This window comes from Emergencia sp. (assembly GCF_048465375.1).
In the GTDB taxonomy this organism is placed as follows: Bacteria; Bacillota; Clostridia; order Peptostreptococcales; family Anaerovoracaceae; genus Senimuribacter.
Map to the genome: position 1 here is coordinate 504,242 of NZ_DBFWLQ010000024.1, position 23,999 is coordinate 528,240.

The 23,999-nt window shown below is 44.8% G+C and carries 20 protein-coding genes; 2 read left to right on the forward strand and 18 right to left on the reverse strand.

Going from position 1 to position 23,999, the window contains the following annotated elements:
* Positions 1 to 64 precede the first annotated feature (64 nt).
* From ACMQ5W_RS17565 to ACMQ5W_RS17595, 7 genes are all read right to left on the reverse strand, one after another.
* Positions 65 to 502, reverse strand: a complete 438-nt coding sequence (locus tag ACMQ5W_RS17565; protein WP_419026287.1) for a hypothetical protein — start codon at positions 500 to 502, stop codon at positions 65 to 67.
* 9 nt (positions 503 to 511) lie between these two features.
* Complete coding sequence (locus ACMQ5W_RS17570; RefSeq protein ID WP_419026288.1) at positions 512 to 925, reverse strand: DUF2871 domain-containing protein; 414 nt, start codon at positions 923 to 925, stop codon at positions 512 to 514.
* A gap of 79 nt (positions 926 to 1,004) precedes the next feature.
* Entirely contained in the window at positions 1,005 to 1,526 is a 522-nt protein-coding gene (locus tag ACMQ5W_RS17575) for a TetR/AcrR family transcriptional regulator (protein ID WP_419026289.1), read from the reverse strand.
* 129 nt (positions 1,527 to 1,655) lie between these two features.
* Positions 1,656 to 2,480 carry a DNA-formamidopyrimidine glycosylase gene (gene mutM / locus ACMQ5W_RS17580; RefSeq protein ID WP_419026290.1) on the reverse strand — a complete coding sequence of 275 codons (825 nt, stop codon included), beginning with the start codon at positions 2,478 to 2,480 and terminating at the stop codon, positions 1,656 to 1,658.
* A gap of 231 nt (positions 2,481 to 2,711) precedes the next feature.
* Complete coding sequence (locus ACMQ5W_RS17585; RefSeq protein ID WP_419026291.1) at positions 2,712 to 3,548, reverse strand: DAPG hydrolase family protein; 837 nt, start codon at positions 3,546 to 3,548, stop codon at positions 2,712 to 2,714.
* On the reverse strand, positions 3,548 to 5,281 hold the full coding sequence (locus tag ACMQ5W_RS17590; RefSeq protein WP_419026292.1) for an FAD-dependent oxidoreductase: 1,734 nt from the start codon (positions 5,279 to 5,281) through the stop codon (positions 3,548 to 3,550). Before ACMQ5W_RS17590 ends, ACMQ5W_RS17585 begins: the two co-directional genes overlap by 1 nt.
* Entirely contained in the window at positions 5,274 to 5,531 is a 258-nt protein-coding gene (locus ACMQ5W_RS17595) for a 4Fe-4S dicluster domain-containing protein (protein ID WP_419026293.1), read from the reverse strand. The genes ACMQ5W_RS17590 and ACMQ5W_RS17595 overlap by 8 nt, the downstream gene beginning before the upstream one ends.
* Before the next feature lie 159 nt (positions 5,532 to 5,690).
* On the opposite strand from ACMQ5W_RS17595, the gene ACMQ5W_RS17600 reads away from it, so the two are divergent.
* Positions 5,691 to 7,217: a PucR family transcriptional regulator gene (locus tag ACMQ5W_RS17600; protein ID WP_419026294.1), complete on the forward strand. Its 1,527-nt coding sequence runs from the start codon at positions 5,691 to 5,693 to the stop codon at positions 7,215 to 7,217.
* 150 nt (positions 7,218 to 7,367) lie between these two features.
* Here the strand turns inward: ACMQ5W_RS17600 and ACMQ5W_RS17605 are convergent, their stop codons facing one another.
* The 6 genes from ACMQ5W_RS17605 to ACMQ5W_RS17630 form a co-directional block, all read right to left on the reverse strand.
* Positions 7,368 to 7,916 (reverse strand): DUF4276 family protein, encoded by a 549-nt coding sequence (locus tag ACMQ5W_RS17605; protein WP_419026295.1) that lies wholly within the window; start codon positions 7,914 to 7,916, stop codon positions 7,368 to 7,370.
* The gene (locus tag ACMQ5W_RS17610) at positions 7,913 to 9,094 is read right to left on the reverse strand and encodes an AAA family ATPase (RefSeq protein WP_419026296.1); all 1,182 of its coding nucleotides are present in this window, start codon (positions 9,092 to 9,094) and stop codon (positions 7,913 to 7,915) included. The genes ACMQ5W_RS17605 and ACMQ5W_RS17610 overlap by 4 nt, the downstream gene beginning before the upstream one ends.
* 210 nt (positions 9,095 to 9,304) lie before the next feature.
* Positions 9,305 to 11,038, reverse strand: coding sequence for a [FeFe] hydrogenase, group A (locus ACMQ5W_RS17615; protein ID WP_419026297.1), 1,734 nt, complete (start codon positions 11,036 to 11,038; stop codon positions 9,305 to 9,307).
* Positions 11,032 to 12,885, reverse strand: a complete 1,854-nt coding sequence (locus ACMQ5W_RS17620) for an NAD(P)-binding protein (protein ID WP_419026298.1) — start codon at positions 12,883 to 12,885, stop codon at positions 11,032 to 11,034. Before ACMQ5W_RS17620 ends, ACMQ5W_RS17615 begins: the two co-directional genes overlap by 7 nt.
* Positions 12,886 to 13,406: 521 nt before the next feature.
* Entirely contained in the window at positions 13,407 to 14,123 is a 717-nt protein-coding gene (locus ACMQ5W_RS17625) for a hypothetical protein (RefSeq protein ID WP_419026299.1), read from the reverse strand.
* A gap of 99 nt (positions 14,124 to 14,222) precedes the next feature.
* On the reverse strand, positions 14,223 to 15,161 hold the full coding sequence (locus ACMQ5W_RS17630) for a diguanylate cyclase (RefSeq protein ID WP_419026300.1): 939 nt from the start codon (positions 15,159 to 15,161) through the stop codon (positions 14,223 to 14,225).
* A 142-nt stretch (positions 15,162 to 15,303) separates the two neighbouring features.
* Between ACMQ5W_RS17630 and ACMQ5W_RS17635 the strand changes: the two genes are divergently transcribed.
* Positions 15,304 to 15,630 (forward strand): helix-turn-helix domain-containing protein, encoded by a 327-nt coding sequence (locus ACMQ5W_RS17635; RefSeq protein ID WP_148491864.1) that lies wholly within the window; start codon positions 15,304 to 15,306, stop codon positions 15,628 to 15,630.
* A 131-nt stretch (positions 15,631 to 15,761) separates the two neighbouring features.
* Here ACMQ5W_RS17635 and ACMQ5W_RS17640 read toward each other — a convergent pair whose 3' ends face one another.
* The 5 genes from ACMQ5W_RS17640 to ACMQ5W_RS17660 all read right to left on the reverse strand — a co-directional run bounded on the left by ACMQ5W_RS17640 (position 15,762) and on the right by ACMQ5W_RS17660 (position 23,869).
* Positions 15,762 to 19,271: an FAD-dependent oxidoreductase gene (locus ACMQ5W_RS17640; RefSeq protein ID WP_419026301.1), complete on the reverse strand. Its 3,510-nt coding sequence runs from the start codon at positions 19,269 to 19,271 to the stop codon at positions 15,762 to 15,764.
* Positions 19,272 to 19,286: 15 nt separating this feature from the next.
* Positions 19,287 to 21,035 (reverse strand): NADH-ubiquinone oxidoreductase-F iron-sulfur binding region domain-containing protein, encoded by a 1,749-nt coding sequence (locus ACMQ5W_RS17645; protein WP_419026302.1) that lies wholly within the window; start codon positions 21,033 to 21,035, stop codon positions 19,287 to 19,289.
* Positions 21,036 to 21,046: 11 nt separating this feature from the next.
* The gene (gene nuoE, locus ACMQ5W_RS17650) at positions 21,047 to 21,556 is read right to left on the reverse strand and encodes an NADH-quinone oxidoreductase subunit NuoE (RefSeq protein ID WP_067542376.1); all 510 of its coding nucleotides are present in this window, start codon (positions 21,554 to 21,556) and stop codon (positions 21,047 to 21,049) included.
* A 261-nt stretch (positions 21,557 to 21,817) separates the two neighbouring features.
* The gene (locus ACMQ5W_RS17655) at positions 21,818 to 23,071 is read right to left on the reverse strand and encodes a M20 metallopeptidase family protein (RefSeq protein ID WP_419026303.1); all 1,254 of its coding nucleotides are present in this window, start codon (positions 23,069 to 23,071) and stop codon (positions 21,818 to 21,820) included.
* An 87-nt stretch (positions 23,072 to 23,158) separates the two neighbouring features.
* The gene (locus ACMQ5W_RS17660; protein WP_419026304.1) at positions 23,159 to 23,869 is read right to left on the reverse strand and encodes an isochorismatase family cysteine hydrolase; all 711 of its coding nucleotides are present in this window, start codon (positions 23,867 to 23,869) and stop codon (positions 23,159 to 23,161) included.
* Between the last annotated feature and the right edge of the window lie 130 nt (positions 23,870 to 23,999).

Genomic DNA, 23,999 nt, shown 5'->3' on the forward strand with positions numbered 1-23,999 from the left:
TTTAGTACAATCAAAAAATTCTCATACCCTTTCCCTGGAGGAGTATGAGAATTTTAAATTTATGCTAACACGTTCCTGGCTTCAGCCTGAAAAAGTTTATCCAGAACAAAATTCCCGCCAATGCCAACGCACAGCCAAGTCCAGTGTAAAAAAAGCCGATGAACAATCCCGGTGCCAGGCCAGATGAACGAAGCCAGATACCCCCGCCCATCATAAAACACATGATGCAGTAGGACTTTATGTCAAAAAAATGCCAGAAGGGCCGCTTCTCCTGTTCATAACCGAGAATTCGCCTGGAATGCTTGACCGACATTCCATAAAACATCAGGCCAAAGATGCAGAATACCGCAAGGGACAGCAAAATATGAATCCAGGTGATCTGATACTCCATAAAAGACAAAATGCCCAGTCTGGCCACATTGATTCCAGCTGCCAGCCAGACCCATCCCGCAATACACAGCAGTGTTCTCTTTTTAACGTGAAATAAGGTATGTTCTCCCATGACTGCCTCCTAATTCTTCGCTATTCTCTTCAGAGACAGGATAAACAAAATCAAACCCACTCCTGTGAGAATATGGCCGATTCCCGCAATCCCTGATATGGCGGCACTGGCCCCTGTAGATAGTGTCGTTTCAAGGACCTGTGTGATACCCCGAACCGCCAGCATCACCGCAGTCAACGGCACACCGATATTGTACACCTTGAGAAAGATGCGAAACAGCTTCTCTTCTTTCAGGTCGGTATGAGCCGCAAACAACGCTACAATTAAAAAGAGCACCATACCCAGCAGAAACAAATGTGTATGGACCTTTCCCAAAGCTGTAACTCCAGTGTATCCATTCCACTTGGTAAATTCCCTGTAAAAAACGCCTCCCGCCATGGCTGCAATGGCATAAATCAGCGATAGATTCAAATATTTCTTCATCTTATTACTTCCTTTCCATCAATGTGAACAAAGTTCATATTGAGTTCTTTGAAATCCCGCCTGGCGGCGGGCATTTATTTTAGTATATGCTTCGGCGAATCATCTCGCTCAACACAGAGCAGTTCTCCTCCTCTGCGAGAGCTGATAATAAACTCCTCAGTACAAAGTCAGCAAAGGCTGACTGTGTGAAAGTGTCAGAAAATGCATCTTGTCGAACACGCTGATCGGCCTTCAAGACTTGAAGCAGTCCCTCCCTCATATGAGAAAAATACTGTTCCATCGTTTTTCGTGCGCGGCTTACAGCATTGCTGGCAAAACTGATCGAATGGGCTGTAAAAAAGTTAGGATATTGCTCAGCCCCCTTTTTTACATTTTCAAAGATCCAATTCACATAGTCAGGAAAAGGCATGTCCGTCTTGCATTTGCTCTCTGTGTGAAAAATATCCCGCCACACGCTTTCAATGGTCGACGTGACCAGATCTTCTTTAGACGGGAAATAGTTATATAATGAACCGAGAGCCACGTCACACCGTCTCGCTACCCCACGCATGTTGATTGCCTGGAGACCTTCCTCTGACACCATTTTTCTACAGGCCCGCAAAATGGCCTCTTTAGAAGTCACTACATTGTTAACGGAAATCACCCCCAAAATGAACATTGTTCATTATAGCATTTCAAAAGGTTTTGTCAATCATGGCTGCCTCAGCTTCGCCACTGCCCGGAGTTTAAACTATTTCTGACAGCTGGGGCAATATGTACTGCTGCGGCCAGCCACAATTACACGACAAAGAGGTTCACCGCAGGTAGGGCAAGGCTGTCCTTTTTTGCCATAGACTTTAAAATAAGGTGTGCTTCGATACCCCCGGCCTTTCTCTTTCAAATATTCTTCTGGCGATATGCGATTTTGCTCAATAGCCCGCAGCAGCACCTGCGGTATCAATTCAGACAATCGCTGGCACTCTTCAGCTGACAGGCTCGAAGCGGGTCTCTGGGGATGGATTTTTGCTGCGAACAATATCTCATCGCCATAGATATTGCCGATGCCTGTGACAATATGCTGGTCGAGCAGGCAATCTTTGATCGCCCGCTTCTTATTGATCAAGGCATCCTGTAGATAGCCTCCGTTGAATTCTACAGCAAATGGCTCTGGTCCCAGCTTCGTGATTCCGGAAAAAGAGTCCTCTTCATCCCGGCGCAATAGCCACAAGCGACCAAAGCGGCGCATGTCCACAAAGCGTAATTCCCTATCACCTTCCAGCTTTAAAATCACATGGGTGTGTTTTTCCAAAGGAAAATCTGTCGGTGCTGCATAGAGGCTGCCTGTCATCCGCAAATGCACGACAATATCATCTCCACTTTCCAGATTTATGAGCAGGAATTTTCCTTTTCTATCGGTCCCTTGCACCCTCTGCCCTCTCAGCGCATTGCAAAATACATCAGCTCCCGGATGCGCAATCACTTGTGGATGCAGTGCGATTCCCTGTAAAATATGCCGCCCCACAATTTGCGGCTCAATCAGACGCTTTACGGTTTCTACCTCTGGCAATTCCGGCATAATCCTCTCCTCCTGTCTTTTTTATGAATGTATCAGATTCTCGTCGAAAAATCAAGGGGAATTGGCTTTAATGTAAATGGATCACTTTTTTTAGGATTGATTTTTCTCGTTGGCTCAGCGGCTCAAATCCTTCATATGGTACATGTTATCCTGCACATCTTCCAATAGAATTTATTAAAACTAAAAGCGCTATACATGTGATACACTTTGCATAACGCTTTTTACTTTAAATTATTGAATCTGTTTGTTCTCCCCCAACTCTTTATACAACTGCGGCAGGAAACTTGCCAAATGTGAAAACTCTTCTACATTGTGAAAAGCCAGGCCCATTGGTACGATCTCTGGTACTTTGATGCCTTTCGGTAGTACACACACGGGATTGCCCTTGATGATGCGGTACCCCAGCCAGAACCGGGTTCTGGACTCGATTCCCTCTGTAGTCTCTCTGTAATAATGCATCATAATGGCAGGTGTTTTCCCTGTCGGATGTGCACGGTTTTCAGTGAGTCCATATCCGCCAATGATGTAAGCATGCTGTTTTGCTAAGTCTTCTTTTGAGAAACCCAATTCTTCTGTAGGTCTGAAGTGAATCACAACATCTTCCATCCCTCCGCCGATATCCTCCATGACAAAATGGACTACGTCAGCAATTTTTTCTTCTACAGGAAGGTTTGGATTGAGAATCTTCTCTCGATCCTGATCCGAAACAGCCACAGACTGATGGCAGTATGGGTTCCAGATTCTGTACCTCGCCTGTTCTAACGGATGCCAGGCGAACCACCACTTTATCATGTCAAGGGTAGCTCCAGGAAATTTGTTATTGACCGCCAGATATCCTGCGCCGTTATCCAAAATGCAGTAGCCTGTTTCTCCATTCACATATCCCGGCTCCAGTAATTTTGCTGCATCCTCCGGATAGATTGCAAGGCCAGCGTCCATCGGTCCTTTTAACAAGTCTGCCATCAGCTGCGGATTTGGTTCTGCCATTTGTTCGGTAAAGTACTTTGCATAGATTCGTCTGCTTTCTATTTCATTCAAAGGCATTGCCGTTTTTTCTTTCATTTCCATTATTCTACCTCCTTATTTGGATACTTCTCGATAGGAAGTTTCATCGGCTCTACAACAAAATCCGTGCCCTCACCTGTCGGCGTTGCCGTGTACCACGTCAATTCTTTGCCATGATCAGGATAATCTTCTCGCAGGAACCAGCCTCTGGATTCTTTTCTGTAGAGAGATGTCGTAAAGAACAGCTTCGCACAGAGCAGCATCGACTGGACTTCATTACACCCAAAGAGGTCGTGGGCAGATTCCGCCTTCAGCGTCCCCAATTCGGCCTGCAGTTTTTCTATTTCCACCAAAGCTGCCTGCAAGCGCTCCTCTTTCCGGTACAGGCTGTTTTCCAGCGGCTGCATCACTCTGTGGATCTTTGGCAAAAACTCCATCACCGTGACACTTCCTCCTTTTTTCATCGGCTTCCTAAACCTCTGATCGATGGTTCTGATGTCATCTTCGTCGATTGCTCCGTGCGATGTGTTCACCACATATTCCGCCACACTTCTGCCAGCAATACAGCCTGAGTTCTGGGCAAAAGCCAAACCACTGCCTCTTACTCTGCCTGGCGGAGGTGGAACTGCTCCTGCCGCAGCACTTCCGCCATAACAGATATCACCTGCCGCAAAGAGTCCATCGAGGGTCGTTTTCATATCCTTATCCACCATCAGTCCAGAAAACTCTCCAATCAACCCCGGTACGATTTCGTCACTAATCTGCTGGGAATAAGCGTTGAAGAAGAGGCTTCCCCAGAAAGCGTCTGCAAAAGGTCTATGAAAATAGTCATCGCAAGCAAGCGTCGTCATCAGATAAGGCATCAAAGGATTCTCATGCTGCCGATAATGCATAGGGCCGTTTCCCGCCACGGTCTGCTTATACCACTCAGCCAGTGAATCCTGGTCCACGTCAGGGTGCTCTCCCTGGGTATGCGCAAGACCGACATTCTCGCCTTTGTCGTTATAGAGTGCAAATTCTACTCCCATGTTGGATTCGAAGTTCTGTAGGCTGATCCAGTTGTAGAAGGAACCGAATTCACAGTTTCTGAATTTCGCACCTGCTCTGAAGGCTGCTGCCAACCCCTCTCCCCTTCCTGGCGACCACATCGGCATGATGCGGTAATTCTGAGAACCTGTAGCAAGGACCACTGCTTTTGCCTGAAAAACCGTCTGACTGCAGTCATCAATATTGTAGCCGACTGCGCCACCGATTTTTCCGTCTGCCAGCAGCAAATCCACGACACCAGTTCTATCAACAAATTTAATACCAGTCTTCTGTGCGTATTTCCTTACATTAACCATGAAGTCAAGATCTATGGCTACCAGCGTCCACGGAAAATGATCTGGTTCATCAAAGACGAATTGTCCATTCTCATCCTTTCCCTGCACCTGTGCCAGCCATTTCAGCGTCTTAAAGGAGCCGTCTTCTTTCTTGTCAATTTTACCGCCTGACCACTTATCCAGCAGTTCTACTCCTCGGTTGAGATTGTCAGCATACTGCAGCTGGGCTTCCTGATCGTTCAGATAATCCCCTATGTACTTGGTATGATAAGCGACATAGTCCTCCGGTTTTGCGTCCCCAAGCATGGTCATGATTCCAGCGCCGCGGTTTGCTTTGCCTGCATAACCTGCGGTATACTTTTCAACTACCGTGACTTCTGTCTGCGGATTTGCTTCTTTTGCCGTAATGGCCGCTGCCATTCCTGCCAGGCTGCCGCCGATTACCAAAATATCAGTTTTGATTCTTTCAGCCATTCTTTTGTTCCTCCTTGTTCATTCTGCAGATATATTCCCTTGGGAACAGATAACTGTCGTAATCCGGTTCTACTTTAATCGCCCGTTTCGGGCAGTTCAGCTCGCAGAACATGCATTGGACACACTCCTCGGGATATTGAATGATCGGTCTTTTTGCAACATCATCCCATTTGATGACATCGATAAAACAGGCTTTGAAGCAAATTTTGCAGCCGATGCACTGTTCTTTATTGACTATAATGGTATTCATCGGACATCCTCCTCTTTGTAATTTTTTACATTCTCTGTCTCCATTATATTGCTGCAACGCATTTAATTCATTTACAGAACTTACAATTTTCAGAAAAATCCGCTCATCCTTATTGTAATATCCTACAATAGGGTGTACAGTAGATGTGGAGGTAAACCGATGAAAATAACGATGGATTTGATTTTTACCAGGCTGTTCATGGAGCAGCCCCAGATACGCTTTGATATATCCGCTTTAGACAAAGAAAAAGGTCTGACTGGCGTCAGATTGCTGCCAATTGAGAAAATACATTTAAAATACGACTGTCTTTACGTGTGCGATGGCTCTCACCCAATTCTGCAGGACGGAATTCCCGAGGAACTCTACATCGTCTGCATCGACGACAGAGCAAAATCCACCATCAAAAATGGCAGGCAGGTCTTCCTGTACAGCCCTATGGAAGTCGCACTTTTTTTAAACATCTTACAAGAGATTTATGTATCTTTTAAGGACTGGCATTCTAAGTTAGAACGAATGGTTATCGAAAATGTCTCTGTGCAGGAGATGCTCAGTGCATCAGAATCGATCATTCAAGCACCTATGTTGATTTACGACCCCAGTTTGAAAATCATCGGTGCGACAGAGCATATGGATGTGGAGGATCAGATTTTCAACGAAGTAGTCAGGCAGGGATATCTGCCCAATGAATACATCAGTTTTTTTGAACACGAAAAAGTATTTCTCAGCTTGAACCGACAGGGCGCTGCGGAATCAGAGCCAAAGGACTTGCGGCAGCACAGGGATTACATCAGAATCATACAGACGAAGACGGCAGTCTTAGGCCACGGCGTGATTTTGCTGCTGGATTCTGCCAGCAGGGATTATCAGGTGTACCTGTTCAACGTCCTTTGTGACTTGATCTTGGACAACCTGAAGCTCTATAATGCCAAAAATGCCGTATATGACTATGTTCTTACAGACATCTTGAGCGGTTCTCTCAAGGACGAGACGACCATTGCCGACAGAATCAAGTATGTAGGCTTATCTTTTGATGGGGACTTTGCTCTGATGGTGCTGAGGTTTGAAGATTTCAATTCCGTACCTGTCCGCTTCATTATCAACTCTCTAGCTACACTGCTGCCTTCAGCAAAGGTCTTTTCTTACGGCAAAGATGTGTTGGTGCTGCTGCAGCTGAAGGATTTGTCCACCAAAAAATTCCGAGAGCAGATTGATGAAATCCAGGCTGTAATCGGAGAAGAATTGTCTCAAAGGCGGCTACGCTGTAGTGTAAGTAAGAGTTTTGACTGTATTACAAAAATCACCAATGCCTATGAGCAATGCCGTGTCGCCTATGATCTGGAATCTGACACAAAAAAATGCCTGATCTTATACGAGGACTACTGGCTCGAGCATTTCTTCGAAACCTGCAGCAAGGTAAGTCCTCTGGACAATTTCTGTAATCCTGTTATCCGGCAGATTGCCGCAAAGAAGCAGACAGGTACGGCTTCGCCTTTGGAGATTCTGACGGCCTATCTGGAAAATGACAGGCAGCTGACCCAGGCGGCAGAAGTCCTCCATATGCACAGAAACAACGTGCTCTATCACATCAGCAGGCTGGAAAAGGAGTACAATCTGGAGCTTGATGACAGCGACAAACGGCTGCATCTGCTGATTTCTCTAAAAATCTGGCAATATCTCAGCAAGTAGCAAGATATCTGCATACCCTGTTGTATGAAATACATTCTCAATGCCTTCAAAAAAAACGAACCTCTGCAATGTTGTACTGCAAAGGTTCGATTTTTTAATTTAGCGAACTTACCGTGCGATTGCACTCCAACTCTTCTAAATACGGTTCCGTTAATCAGTATTGCATAATCTTTTTACACCCGATACGAAACACTTAAAACTTTCTGACGTGTTTCGTGCGATATCCATATGTACTGCAATTTTTCTAGCTCCATCAATTTGCTGATGTTTAGGGATTAGTTTTTTTAACTCATCTTTTGGATTTCCGATTCTATCCGGTACCCTATATTTAGATTTTTGTGACAATTTAGCTACATCTTTCCCATATGCTGCCGATACCGCCTCTAAGTCACCAAAATACCATGATTCTAATTCCCGACAGGCTATTCGAATCAAGACATCACGGTTATATGGGCTACTCAATTCCTTTAACTTCTGCTTCACATCAACACAGTCCCCGCTATCCTGATCCCTGATAATTACAAACTTTGTATTTGGCTGATTCCAGGACTTCAGTTTTTTCGGAATTGATGCTTCCAAATCACTTTTTCCATTATGGGGGATCGTAATAAAGGTAACCTCGCCAGGCAAGATTTTAGGCAGGATAATATCCAGTACCTCCTTCATAGAACGCTCTTCTAACAAAAAAATCAAGTTCATTTTCCTACCTCTTCAAGCAACACCCCTTGTCTCCACAGTTGTCCAAGCTGGTCGCCTGCATCATATAATTCACGAATAATCTGACTTTCAGATGCCTTTTGAATTCTCGTATATCCATCTTTTTTTATCAGGCAAAATAATTCATTCAGTTCAACTGCATTCAAAAAATCCGGAGAATGTGTCGAAATGAACACCTGTCCGCCATCGAGCGCATAACTCCTGAATTCTTCCGTCAATTCCTCCAAAAGGTTGGGATACAGTTGATTCTCCGGTTCTTCGACACACAAAAGTGCATGTTTCTCAGGATCATGTAGTAAAATTAAATACGTAAACATTTTGATCGTACCGTCTGACACAAATCTAGAGACAAAGGGGTCTTCAAAATTTCCATCCTGAAACCGCAGCACAATCCTGCCATCGGCAGTCTCTTGTGCTTCGACCTTAGATATTCCCGGAACTCGTTTTTCCATAGAAACTAAAATTTCTTCAAATATTTCCTGGTGATTATCATAAATATATTTAGCAACTAAAGCAAGATTATCTCCCGACGGAGAAATTCTCTCACTGTATCCTGCATCCTTTGTTCCTCTGGCGTCTTCGATATGAAAATCTGACACATACCAATCTTCTATCAGTCTGCGCAACTGAGATACCGCAATAAATTCCTTAAACTGGCCTAGCCCCTTAATTGCCAAAATATCAGGAGAATCGAGTTTCTGGCTGTCTCGTTTGGCTAACTGAACATCTTCATATTTCACAAGATCTCCCGCAGCAGCCAAGCCCTCACCAAAAGAAAAATCAAGTATTTTCCATGGGGCGCCCATCTGTCCTCTACGAAATCTCATGATTTCTTTTTTAATCACAGGTTTTTTATCCTCAGAAAGGCAAATTTCAAGCTGATAAGTAATCAACGGCTCATTTTCTGACGGTCGAAACTTAATTTCAAATTCAATATCTCCATCTTGACCTCTGGATCTGACTTCATTAAAACCACCTCGCTTTGCCAGTGCTGCCCGCACATTAGACTGCAGTGCATCATGAAGAAATCCAAAGACATCAAAGAAAGTGGTTTTGCCCACTCCATTCATACCTAAAAAAACCGCCATATTCGGTATTTCCTTGACTTCAACATCCTGAAACACACGATAATTTTTGATCTTTATAGATTCAATCTGCATGCGGCTCCTCCTTCTTTTATTTTTTCAGTTCAATATCATTTCTTGTCTTATTAGTATACGCCAAATCAAAAAAAATCACAAGAAAAAGCATGATTTGTTATACATAATTCGAGTAGACAGTAATTCTACATCATTTTTCAATATCAGGCGAACAAAAGAACCGACTCTCGCATCTTCTGCAAAAGTCGGTTCTCACCTTCTGTATTCGTCTTAGAGTTTCATATCCAAATCCCAGTTCTCCAAATCCGTATGTAAGAGCTCATGTGCTCTATGGGAGTTTGGTTTTTCCAGATACTCCTCATAGGTCAGCTGTACCGCCGAGTTCTCATGGGAAAAGCGGAGACCGGAGAATTTGTCCAAGCCGTAGAGGATCTCGCCTCTTGGTGCGGCATATTCGCAGCCGTCGTGAACAGGCTGGCCGCCTCCGCCCACACATCCGCCAGGACATGCCATGATTTCGACAAAATCATAATGAACCTCGCCTTTTCTGATGGCTTCCATGAGCCTTCTGGTATTGCCGAGACCACTTGCGACAGCAACCCGGACCTGAAGTCCCTTGATTTCAAAGGTCGCTTCTTTCCAGCCCTTCATGCCGCGCACGCTTTTAAAGCTGTCTGGCTCCGGATTTTCCCCGGTAATCAAGAAATATGCACTGCGCAGAGCAGCTTCCATCACTCCGCCTGTGGCTCCGAAGATAACGCCTGCACCAGATCCCTCACCAAAAATCGGATCAAAGGTTTCTTCTTTCAAATCATCCGGCTGAATGTTATCCGCTCTGATCAGGCGGTCCAACTCTCTCGTCGTGAGTACCAGATCTACATCTTTTCCATGTCCCGCATCGTCCACTTGATCCACGTTGTGTTCATACTTTTTTGACAAGCAAGGCATGATAGAAACAGAAAAAATCTTGTCGGGATCAATGCCCAGTTTTTGTGCGATAAAAGTCTTTGCCATGGCACCGAACATCTGCTGCGGTGATTTTGCCGTCGATAAATTCTTCACGTAATCCGGATACTGTGTCTTTGCAAATCTGACCCAGCCTGGACAGCAGGAGGTAAACATCGGCCAGCTGTAATCTTCCTTATGGGTAAACCGCTCGATGAATTCACTACCCTCTTCCATAATGGTTAAGTCCGCAGTGTAAGTCGTATCGAAGATATAGTCAAAGCCGATTCTCCTGAGAGCGCTGACCAGCTTGCCTGTAGTCGCTTCCGTCTTTGACATGCCAATGCCCTCTGCCCAGGCAGTCCTGATAGCCGGCGCAATCTGTACCATAGTGATCTTGTCCGGATCAGCCAGGGCGTCGCGCAGGATACCGATATCGTCTCTCTCCCGGAGCGCACCTACAGGGCAATGTGTAATGCACTGTCCGCAAAGAGCGCAGTCAGCATTCGTAATTTTTCTGTTGTTGCCAACGCCTACAGATGCCCTGTAACCAGAACCTGTAATATCCCATACATTGAGGCTCTGAATTTTGTCACAAATTTGAACGCAGCGCAAACATTTTACGCATTTGGATGCCTCTCGGATAATCGGCAGATCAAAATCCCAGCGATTTACTTCATGAATATTCTTGTACGGCTGTTCAATGATACCCAGGTCGTTGGAAATTCTCTGCAAGGTGCAGTTGCCGCTCTTAACACACTGTACACATTTGCAGTCGTGATCAGAAAGAATCAGTTCTACGTTGATTCTTCTCACTTCTCTTACTCTCGGGCTGTTGGTGAGAATTTCCACCCCCTCCTCGACTTCTGTGTTGCAAGCCGTAACCAATTTATCCATACCAACTTTTTCTACGAGGCATACTCTGCACGCCGCTATTTCGTTGATATCCTTTAAATAGCAGAGATGCGGAATTTTAATTCCTACTTTTTCCGCTGCCTCCAGAATCGTTGTTCCGGCAGGAACGGATAGCTTCTGTCCGTCTATTTTTAAATTTACCATTTCTGCTCTCTGCCTCCTCTAAATGATCCATAGCCGCAGGTGTCACATCTGAGACATCTTGCGCACTCTGTCAATGACTCCTCTCTCGTCATCGGAAGTTCAACTTCTCCAAAGTCTCCGCCTCGTTCTGAAGCATAACGTTCCTTCAGTTCAATTCTGCCTCTCGCTTTCTTATCTTCAGTTAGAGGTGCCGGAATCTCTACATCCACTTCAATCTGATGATTATATCCCAGGTAAGCATCTATATTTGCTGCCGCTACCTTGCCGGCAGCAACGGCATTGATGACAGTAGAAGGACCCGTTACGCAGTCTCCTCCCGCATAGATGCCTTGTACCTTGTCGACCACATTGCTTTTTTCGGTCTTGATATTCCCTCTGAATACTGGAATTCCATAGTTTTCAAAGAATTCAAGATCAGTCGCCTGACCGATTGCCGAAATGACGATATCACAGAGGATTTTTTCTCTCGGCTGGTCTGCGTCCACCGGCCTCGGTCTGCCTGACTTATCAGCTTCTCCTGCAATCTGAGGCTGCACATAGAGACCTTTCACCTTGCCGTTTTTATCCACGATAATTTCTGAAGGCGCTTTCAGCTGGAACAGCTGGCATCCTTCTGCAATTGCACCGTTTATTTCATCTGGCAGCGCTGTCATATCATCGCGTCTTCTTCTATATACGATACAGACTTCTGATGCACCCAGACGTTTTGCTGTTCTGGCTACGTCCATTGCTACATTTCCCCCGCCGATGACCGCAACAGATCTTCCGTTGAAGTTAGGCATGGCATCGTCGCCGATACCACGAAGCATCTCTACTGCCGGAACGACACCCTTCGCATATTCACCTGGAATGCCGATATCTTTATGGTTATGGGAACCGATGGATATGTAGATTGCATCGTAGTTCTCTTTGATCTTCTGAATTGATTCTTCCGACTGCACATCATAGTCAGTTTTAAATTCGACGCCCGTCGCCGCAATGGCATCGATATCCCACTGCAGTCTTTCTCTCGGCAGCCTGTAGCTTGGAATACCATATCGAAGCATACCGCCTAACTGCGTTCTCTTTTCATATACTGTCACATGATGTCCCATAATGGACAGGAAATAGGCGGCAGAAAGTCCGGAAGGACCGCCTCCGATGACTGCAATTCTCTTACCTGTGTCGTCCATCTTCTCTGGAACCAAAACCTTTTCTGAACAATTATCAACGGCATACCTTTTGACGCCTCTGATGTTCAGCGGCGCATCGATGATATTTCTTCTGCATTTTTCCTCACACGGATGTTCACAAATCAGTGCACAGACTGTCGGGAACGGATTGTCCTTTCTGATCAGCCTGATTGCATCATCATATCTGCCAGCATGAACTAGCGAAATGTATCCCGGCACGTCTACGCCAGCCGGACAGGCGCCTACGCAAGGTACTGACTGCCTCTGATTAATGACATTGTCAGCACAGCAATGATTGAGAATGTGAGATTCATAATCTTCACGGAATCCTGCAAGCCCTTTCAGGACCATGGTTGCAGCTTCTACGCCGATGGCACAGTCAGATGAAACCTGAATTGCCTTTGCCGTTTTTTCTAATTTCTTTAATATTTTTAGATCAGTATTGGTGTCCATGGACAAAATATCTTCAATCATAATCTGAAGCTGTCCTAAACCTACTCTGCATGGAACACATTTACCACAACTTTGTGCATGGCACATTCTGAGAAACGCCGAAGCCATGTCCACAGGACACTGACCCGCGGGGCTGGAAATAATTCTTCTTTCCAGATCTCTGTACAGACCCTCTACTGCCATCTGTGCACTGTCTTTCGACTTCATGTACAGTCTTTCCATTCTTTAATAAACCTCCAATCACAGCGGCTCTCTGCCGCCAATAAAAACTATTTTTTCAGTATAGCATAATTCACCAAAAATTTACACGTTTGGGCAAAAATACAATGTATACTTTTAGTCCATCATACCATGACAATCCCTCCTTGCGACGATATCACAAGATCAGTACGTCTATTGTACCAAAAAGTTCAGAATATTTAAATTCTTACTTTTTTCTTACTGAGTAACCACGCAGTAATGCAATCAGCCGTTCAAATTCTGAAATTTCTTTTTTTAATTTGACCGATTTTTTGTTTCTTTGTCTAAGTTTGTCGCACCTTTTTCCACATCATAACTTTCCCTAAATTTAGCGTTTTCCACATCTTATGCACAATTATTTCCAAATTGTATACAATTTTCTTCACAATGACATGTGGATAATTAAAATCAATGTAATCAAGTATTATCAAGGGTTACACGTTTTTACACACTTGTCAAGATGGAAGTTATCCACAATTTTATTCAAGTATTTCCAGAGAAGTTCATAATGTGATTTTTTTCAAGCTATAGGCCGCAACTTTGTAAAATAAGCTCCTATTTACTGCCGTAAATCCTTTGCCGTCGCAGTGATCAGAAAACTCATTTTGCAATACCTGCAAAAGCGTTCGAAGTGTCAAACAGGTGCCAATACAGTGTTCACAAAATATTTCCGGCTCATTTTTGCAAACAACATTTAGAACATTCTTGCCATCATATGTAAAGATAACAGTATGCCAAGTTCCATCATTTACTAAGGCTTGTCCTCTGCCATTAATCAGTGATAGGAACTCCACTTGCTCTTTCTCAAAGCAGCCCATTCCTAGTTCTAAGGCAATTTCTGATGCAAAATCGCAATATCCTAACTCATTCAGGGCTAGAGTAAATCCACCTGCAGCCCTGCTGTTCTCTTTTCTTTGAGGAGGCAATACCCAGGATTTGAACTGTTGAAAGGAAATTGCCTCTTCGTCAAAGCAGAACATATAAGGACCGTAACTGTAGTAAGTGCCATGTACTTCGACTGTAACCTTCTCTAAAACCCGATTATATTGATTCTCATTGAGAAAATCCGTTTCTGTCACTTCTTGTACCTGACCTGGATTTCTCCACATTTTGCCCTCGACATATACTACGTCTCCAGGCAATAAGTCATGCCTATCGTCAAAATAGGTGTACAACCTGTTTACCCCCTCAAAAGCAACGTTTACCTTTTTTGGCGTCATGGCCAATATCCTCCCATTTCACATGCAGCGAGTAATTTTTAGAATATTCAATTTATTAAATTATCGCATAAAAATGGGCTATAGTAAAGTAAAATTCTCCTATAGCCCCTTATTATTTAATAGGTAGTAACCGTTTTTTCCTCGTTGTTTCACCTGATACATAGCCGCATCTGCTGCTTTGTATAATTCATGGTAATTTCTTCCATCATGAGGATAGCTGGCAATTCCAATACTGGCAGATAGAGCATATTTTTCCCAGTTTGCCAGTCGCAGCAGCAGATGCTCTGCTTTGATACAGGCTGCCTCTTCTTGATCGGTGTTCGACATAAATACGATAAATTCATCTCCGCCTACTCGTCCGATCAAGTCTTCCTGGCGAAAACTGTCTTTGATTTCAGATACAAAATGAATGAGGGCTTCATCACCTGCCGCATGCCCTAATGTATCGTTCAGCAGTTTAAAATTGTCTATATCAATCATAAATAGAAAGCCCTTTTCGCTAGTGGATAGTCTCTTTGCAATCTGATAGTCGGCTGCTTTTCGATTCAAGATACCGGTCATGGAATCCACAGAGGCTTTTTCAATCAGCCGCTGCTCTTTCAGTCTCTGTTCCTGAATATCAGAGAGTTTGCCTACAATCAGCTCTGGGATTCCGCGTACATCTGTCAAAACCCGTATCTGGCAGCACATCCAGCAATATACTCCACTATTGTCCACAAAACGAAGGTTGATGCTCTGACTTTGGCATTCTGGCTTTTCTGCTGCTTCATTTAATATATTTCGCAGCAGTTCTGCATCATCAGGATGAACGAGATCCATCTGTTCTCGCGGGTCTAAAACGCGAAAGCCTCTTTTCCCTCCACTGTGAAAACGATTTGCAAGGTTTGGCGTAAAGGTCAACATGTTAGTTCTACAGTCATATTGAAACAGAAAAGTATCCGAAAAATAGGAAAGAAGGCTGTAGTCTGCTGAACGACACCGTTGTCCGCCACTTTTTTGTCTTCCCTTATTCAGTTTTCGATTTTGTATATATTTCATTTTATATCCTCATTGAGTAGTGCTGATATCACAGTTTGTCGAATTTCGTTATACTACTATAGACGAATTTTAGCAACCATAGACGCTTAATAATTCATGCCATAGCGGATAAAATACTCCTATAGTATGGAGGAAAAAATTTATGGACAATTTATTGGCCCAAATGGGATCACGTATCCTGAAACGAAGAAAGCAGCTCAGAATGACACAGGAAGAATTAGCTGAAAAAGCTGGTGTCATGCCGCAGACCATTTCTACCGCAGAGCTGGGCAAAAAAGCACTGCGGCCTGAAAATATCGTCCGCATCTCCACGGCTTTGGACATCAGTACCGATTACCTGTTGATGGGAAAAATAACCGAAGCATCAGTGACTCTATTAGAGAAAAAAATATCCCAGCTGCCGCCGGAAAAGATCTGCCATTTAGAAGATATCATCGATAGCTTCATTGAAGCGATTATGGAATCATAATCTTCGATTCTATTTTCAGAGGAATCGTCATGGTATAGCAGCATTTGCAGCCAAGAAAAGACCACGCATAAAATGCGTGGTCTTTTGCTGATATCATATTCTTGTAATTGTTTTTCAACAGTTATCTGCGATTAGCGCGTCGCAGGCACGACTCCCGGCAGTCTTTCGCTCATCATGTTCATCAGTGCATCGGTGCAAGGCAGTTCATCTACCATCTTTGCATCTTCTGCTGCTGCAAATTTCGGCTCAACCGGTGTCAGCACACCGCCGAGAACCTCGCCGATTTCAGCGTATTTATAAAGCGGCAGGGTATCGTCCATTTCGAAGGAAATATCCACCTCATCTTCAAAACCGAATTCCTCTTCAAAGACGTGAGCAAGTTCTGCTGCAAGTTCCCAGTTGCTGAAGTCAACATCTTCGCAAATGACAGCTTCAACTGGAAGAAGTCTTCTCTCTGTATTAGTATAAGTACCGTCTGTACTTGCAAATCCAGTACCCGGCAGGAACACGTCAGCTTTCTTTGCAGTCTCTGTCAAATAAATGTCAGAAACGGCCAAGAATTCTAAGCCTGACAGATCGGCATCTTTCGGATCTTCACCAAAGATCATCAGGCCTTTGACGCCTTCAAGCGCTTCAACTCCAGCGTGAATGCCCATGTCCACAAGACCCTGAGAGTTGTTCTTTGCTTTTACTTCTAAGATTCCGTCTCTAGGCTTACCGATGTGTCCAGTCAGCAGGGCGATATCTGCAATCAGAGCCGCTGCTTCACAGGATACCACGTTCTGCTGGAATACGAACATCGCCTTCTTAGCTCCCGCATAGAGTTCAGCGACAGCCTTGATTTCCTCACAGACTTCGGCATCCGCAACGGAGGCAGCGAAAGCATCGAAGCCTTCAACATTTGAAGTTTTGCCCATGTCGATCAGAGCCTTAGCCATTCCCGCAAGGAATGCCGTGCTGTTGTCTGTATCGATGACTTTTTCAGCAAATTCAAAAGCAGTCTGTGCTTCTGGCGTGTTGATGGCAACAACCTTTGCCCCTGCTTCTGCAGCCTGTTTGATTTTATTCCATACTACAGCGTTTCTATTCTTGATGTAACCCGGTACGATGATGACATCTGTACGCAGTAATTCGTCAATCGTATTCGGTGATGCATTTACTCCCAGCACATCGGAAAGTGCATTGTGCCTTGCATTAAAGCAGAAAGTCTTAGCGCCGATCGTCTGGGCGAACTTCTTCATCGCGTAGGCTTCTTCATTAGTATATCTGTCAGAAATTGCAACAGCAATAGCGCTATTTCCGTGTCTCACTCTGACAGCTTCCATCTTCTTTGCAGCCATGACGATAGCTTCGTGATAATCTGTCATTCTAAATCCGTCGCCGTCTTTAATCATCGGATCTACTTCTTTGCCCTCAAGGAGTGCTGCATCGAAGCCCCACTTCCCTTTGCCGCAGCAGATTCCGGCGTTGACTACGCCTTCCTTGGAAGGATTTGCCTTAATCAGCATATCACCATAAGATTCTAAATCCAAAGTACAGCCGACGGAGCAGTAGGAGCAAGTCGTCTCTGTGATATCTGTTTCAAGAGGTACTTCCTTCTGTATCGTCAGTCTCTCCTGCAGAGCGCCAGTCGGACAAACGCTTACACACTGTCCGCAAGATTCGCAGCCTGACTCGCAGAGTGATTTTTCCATGTTTGGTTTTACAACAGTATCAAATCCTCTGTTCACAAGACCCAGCGCACCAACGCCCATAACCTCGTCACAAACTCTCACGCAGAGTCCGCATAGGATACACTTGTTTGGATCTCTGACGATAAACGGATGATCATCTTCAAATTCAATCATGTTCTTATCGCCAGCAAGTCTCTCCGGTTTTACATCGTACTGATTAGCGAAGTCAATCAGCTTACATTCGTAATAATCGTGACATCCGCATTCCAAACATCTGGATGCTTCAGCAACAGCCTGATCTTCAGTCAAGCCATCATACACGACTTCAGAGAAGTTATCTTTTCTCTCTGCAGCAGTCAGCTGGTCTGCCTTCTCTCTGCAGAGTCTTTCTCTATCTTCAAAAGTTTTTTCTGTTACGTCGTCTCTCTCTACGACAAACGGTTTTTCATAGCTGACCGCTTCACCGTTTAAGTAGGAGTCAATGACGATTGCTGCTTTGTTAGCATCTGCAATGGCTTCGATCGCAATGGAAATCTTATCATTACCGCAGTCGCCGCCGGCAAATACGCCTGGGATGCTGGTCATGAAGGTATCCGGATCATAACCGATAGCATTTTTTCTCGTCTTATCGAGTTCGAAAGGAGTCGCATCAACAGCCTGACCGATGGCCAGAATCATGGTGTCTACATCGATGGTCTCTGTCTTTCCTTCTACTGGAATTGGTCTTCTTCTGCCTGAAGCATCCGGTTCACCCAGCTCCATAACCTGTAATACCACCTGTTTCACATGACCGTTTTCGTCCTTGACGATTTCTAGTGGATTGGTCAGGTTCTTAAAGATTACGCCTTCTTCTTCACCTTCCTCGATTTCCAGTCTGTCAGCAGGCATTTCGTCTTTTGTTCTTCTATAGATATTATAAACTTCCTTAGCGCCCAGTCTGACAGCAGTTCTGCAGGCGTCCATGGCTGTATTTCCGCCGCCTACAATGGCAACCTTCTCACCGAAGTCGATATGCTCATTTCTGACAACCTTTCTCAGGAAGTCGATACCGCCGATAACCCCTTCTGCGTCTTCACCAGGGCAGCCGACGCCTGTGGAAACCCAAGCACCGATACCTAGTAATACTGCATCAAAGTCATTCTGAATGGTTTCAAACGGCATATCTTCGCCGATCTTTGTGTTTGGCACAATCTCTACGCCCATAGAAGCGATGATGTCGATTTCGTCATCGAGGACTTCTTTTGGCAGTCTGTACTCAGGGATGCCATATCTCAGCATGCCTCCCAGTTTCGGCATCGCGTCAAAGATGGTAACATCGTGTCCCTTCTGTCTCAAGAAGTAAGCTGCGGAAAGTCCCATCGGACCACCTCCGATGATTGCTACAGATTTTCCAGTCGGCTCATCGATTTCCGGAACAAAAGCTTCTTCTGCCATCATATCGTAATCAGCTGCGAATCTCTTCAGAGAGGCAATGCTGATTGGTTCGTCAATTAATGCTCTTCTGCAATTGTCCTCGCAAGGGTGCGGGCAGACTCTTCCGATGGAAGCCGGAAGTGGAATTTTGTCCTTGATCAATTCCTGTGCTGCTTCGAATTCTCCGTTGGCGATAAGGCCTACATAACCCTGGCAGTCAGTTCCCGCCGGACAGTTCAAAGAACATGGCGCTTTACAGTCACCATTGTGGTTGGAAATTAACAGCTCCAGATTGGTCTTTCTGGACTCAATCACGCGATCTGTATTCGTCATAACAACCATACCATCGGAAATGGTCGTTGCACAAGCCTTACAGAGTTTCGGGTTGCCTTCTACTTCCACAACGCACAGACCGCATGCGCCATAGATGGTCGTTCTCTCATCAAAGCAAAGAGTAGGAATGAAAATGTCATTTTCTCTCGCTACTTCCAAGATCGTCTGTCCAGGAAGGCCGAATACTTCTTTGCCGTCTATATTCATTCTGAATTTATTCATTGTATTTCCTCCTCCCTACTTGATCTCAATAGCACCAAATTTGCAGTTCTCTGCACACTTGCCGCACTTGATACATTTGTCTTGATCGATAACGTGCTTGCCCTTGACTTCGCCAGTAATGGCTTCAACTGGACATCTCTTCGCACAGAGTGTACATCCCTTACATGCGTCAGTGATCTCGTAAGTGATCAGCGCCTTACATGATTTTGCTGTACATTTGTGGTTATAGATATGATCTTCATATTCGTTTCTGAAGTATTTGATTGTTGTCAACACAGGGTTTGGAGCTGTCTGACCGAGACCGCACATAGCGCCGTCTTTAATCTTTGCAGCTAATTCCTGCAGCAGTTCGATATCACCGTCTCTGCCTTCACCGCGAGTGATTCTCTCTAGGATTTCCAGCATTCTCTTGGTACCGATTCTGCAGTAGTTACATTTTCCACAGGACTCTTTCTTCGTAAAGTCGAGGAAATATCTCGCCATATCTACCATACAGGTATTTTCGTCCATGACAATCATACCGCCGGAGCCGACGATAGCGCCTGTCTTGTTGATATCTTCATATGTTACCGGAGTGTCAATCAGGGAAGCAGGAATACATCCGCCGGACGGTCCGCCCATCTGTACTGCTTTGAATTCTTTATCCTGTTTGATACCGCCGCCGATGCCAAAGATGACGTCCTTTAGAGGCAGTCCCATCGGTACTTCTACCAGACCGCCCTTTTTGATCTTTCCTGCCAAAGCAAATACTTTCGTGCCTTTGGACTGTTCAGTGCCCATAGCGCCAAAAGCTGCTCCGCCGTTATCGATAATCCAGGAAACGTTGGCGAAAGTTTCTACATTGTTGATATTTGTCGGCTGCTGCCAATATCCCTTTGCTGCTGGGAATGGAGGTTTCAATCTCGGCATACCTCTTTCGCCTTCTAACGATGCGATCAACGCAGTTTCTTCACCACATACGAATGCACCGGCACCAGCTTTGATTCTCAGATCAAAGTCGTATCCGCTGCCAAAGATATTCTTGCCCAGGAAGCCTTTTTCTCTAGCCTGGTCCATGGCGATTTCCAGCCTCTTGATTGCCAGTGGATATTCAGCACGGCAGTAGATGATACCTTCTGTAGCACCCATGGCAAAGCCGCCGATAATCATACCCTCAATCAGTGAATGCGGATCTCCTTCCAGGACGGAACGATCCATGAAAGCGCCCGGATCTCCTTCGTCAGCATTACATACTATGTATTTATTTTTCCCTGGATTTCCTTTAGCGGCATTCCATTTGAACCAAGTAGGGAATCCTGCACCGCCTCTTCCTCTGAGACCGGAAGTCTTGATTTCTTCGATAACTTCGTCCTGCGTCATAGAAGTTACAACTTTTTTAGTCGCTTCATATCCGCCTACAGCCAGATATTCTTCAATTTTCTCCGGGTTGATCAATCCGCAGTGTCTCAGTACGACTCTCTGCTGTTTTCCGATAAATTGTTTATCTTCTTCTGAAATTGCATATTCCTCAACCGGTTTTCCACCCTTCAGGTGTTCTTCTACAATTTTCTCAACTTTATCTGGCTGTACCTTGACATATCTTGTCATTTTTCCATCGTCTTCATAAACATCAACGATTGGTTCCAGATAACATGTTCCAACACAACCTGTAAAATCGATTTTTACGTCCACAGCTTGTTTTTTAATCTGCTCTTCAAATGCGGCCTGGGTCTTCTTTGCGCCAGTAGCGATACCACAGCTTCCCTGTCCTATAATTACTTTCATATTCGCACCTCCTAAGCTCTTTCTCTGATTTCAGCCAGGATCTGCACTACTTTATCTTTTGTTAGATTTCCGTAGGTCTCATCTCCATCAGCACTCTGAACCATCATGACAGGTGCAAGGGAACAGCATCCAAGACAAGCGACGTTATTCAGCGTAAATACGCCGTCTTCTGTCGTCTCGCCATCCTGAATACCGAGGTATTCACAGACTGCCTCTTCAATCATCTCTGACCCGTTTACGTGACAGGCAGTACCCTGACAAAGCATGATCAGATTCTTGCCGATCGGCTGCAATCTGAATTGTGCATAGAAAGTAGCCACTCCGTAAATCTTAGCTGGTTTAATTCCTGTAGCTTCTGAAATGTGGTTGATTGTGTCTATAGATAGGTATCCATAGATATCCTGCGCCTTCTGTAAAATCGTAATCAGACTGCCAGGAACTTTTGCGTACTTGTCCAGAACGGGCTGCAGTTCTTTGAACTGATCATTCTGGCATCCGCCACAGCAACATTTTTCACTCATTAATGTTTCCTCCTGCTTGCTATATTTTTCACTCCATAGAAACCATTCCGTCTCCGAAACTTACCTCCCATTATACTTACTTTCGTGAATAAAATCAATTGTTTTGTATAGTTATTTGTTTATCAAAGTCAGAATTTCACTACAGTTTTGATTGCAGCTATATTTCCTCTTGATCTCAAGGCGGAAACCGGCAGTTTTCTGACTAGAAGATGAAAAAAAGCGGCAGCTTTCTGACAAGCGTGCCGCTTTTTTATCATACTCTTAACTATCCGCCCCAGAATTTAGTCCGCAAACTTCCAGTGCAATGGCTGTAAAAATTTTGATACCGTAAGAAAAAGATTTTTCATTTATATTTAAGGCAGGACTGTGGAGTGTTCCCGTATCCACTTCTTCCTGGCTGCAGCCCAGCATGAACATAACTCCTGGCACCTCCTCTTGGTAATAGGCAAAATCCTCAGAACCCATATGGGGACGCTCAATCAGAAAGAGATCCTCTTCTCTGTTTAATACTTGGCTGGCAGCCTTCATCGTGATTTTGGTCAGTGCCGGATCATTGTTAACAGATGGGAAGCCGGGAATGAATTCGATTTCACTTTCACCTCCCAGTGCCTGCGCCGTATGTCTTGCGATGTTTTCCATCTTTTTGCGAATTTTTTCTTTGTCAGCCTTTTCGATACACCTCAGCATTCCTTTCATCTCTACGCTGTCGGGAACCACATTGATAGCATCGCCACCATTGATTTGGCAGATTGAGAGAGTTGCTACGTCAAATGGATTGATATTGTGACTCAAGATGGAGTCCATCGCTGTCACGATATGAGAAGCAATCACGATAGCATTAACGCCTGTTTCTGGTTCTGAGGAATGGGCTCCTTTTCCCTGTACGCGGATGACAAATTCGTCATCCGTGGCAGATAAATAACCGGCTTTTATGCCTATCGTTCCGACAGGAAGTTCGGGAATCATATGCAGACCAAAGATGCCTTCTACGTCAGGGTTCTTCAGCACGCCGTCATGAATGACACATTTTGCTCCACCATTCGCCTCTTCCCCTGGCTGAAAGATGAATTTGATAGTGCCGCAGAAAGCCTCCTTTAGCTGGGAAATAATCTGTGCCGTTCCCAGCAGGATAGCCATATGGCCGTCGTGACCGCAGGCATGCATGAGGCCTGCCCTTTCTGACTCAAAGGGGAGCCCCGTCTCTTCTAAAATCGGCAGAGCGTCCATATCCGCTCTGAAGGCGATGACCGGTCCCTCCTTTCCACTTTCGAAAGTCGCCACCACGCCGGTACCGCCAACATTGCGTTTTACCATATACCCCATAGCAGTCAGTTTCTCCACTATGAAATCTGCGGTATCAAACTCTTCAAAGCTCAGTTCCGGGCGGCTATGAAGGTGCCTTCTCCATCTGACGACCTTTTCCATATTCTCTTCTGTCAGCACTTCTACGACGTGGAAAAGGGCAGTTTTTGATGCTGATGTATCCACTCCATTTGTCTTTTCTCTCATATCCATCTTATAAATCGTTCCTTTTTATAATATAATCGTCCAAAGGACGTATTACCAATTGTACGAAGTGATCTCATGCGCGTTTTACCTCGGCTATATAACTTCTAATCTTGCCAGCAGACTCTCCGTGTCTTCACAATTCGCATAGATAAATTTGATGCCTTGCAGCGCTTTCTCATGGCGCTCCTGGCTCATAGCATTCATGGCATCTTCAATCATATCCACTTCATATCCCAAATCTGAAAGGTCCCGGATAGAAGTGCTGACACATTGGTCAGTATAAAAACCGACAACGATGGTCTTTCTGATGTGCAGATTTCGCAAAACCCTGTCAATCGGTGTGCCTGTACAGATACCTGAACAGGTCTTGTCCAAAACGATTTCTCCCTCTAAGGGTCTCGCCTCATCGCAGAACTGGGAAGCCAGACCTCCTGGCGGATAAAACATGCCAGCCGATGCATGGAGTCTTCCAGTATCTTTGCCGTCGGGCAATAGAGACTGAATCCGCACGTGAATCGGACGAATTCCCTTTTCTCTGCACTTCGTGAGAATTTTCTCTATGTTTTTCAAAGATCTGCCCGTATTTTCTTCTAGTTGGTTCAAAACCGGCATCAACGGCTCTACATCGACACCCATGGCTTTATAGCCTTCGACAAAATACTCTTTCGTTACACATTTCTGTGCATCGATAATCACAAGAGCGGTGTCTTCCGCTCCTATTTCCACAGGCTTATTGTAGACACCTGCTGCCAGTTGCTGATAATACTGAGCGGTAAACTCATTTAAAGCTTTATTATGATCCATTTCTATCCTCCTGTATTTTCGTGTCTTTTGAAAAGGGCACGATTATTAGATATATATAATGGATAGCAAATACCGTGCCAAATAAATTACAAGTATATTTCAAGATGTTTGCAGGCATCCTTTTTCGACA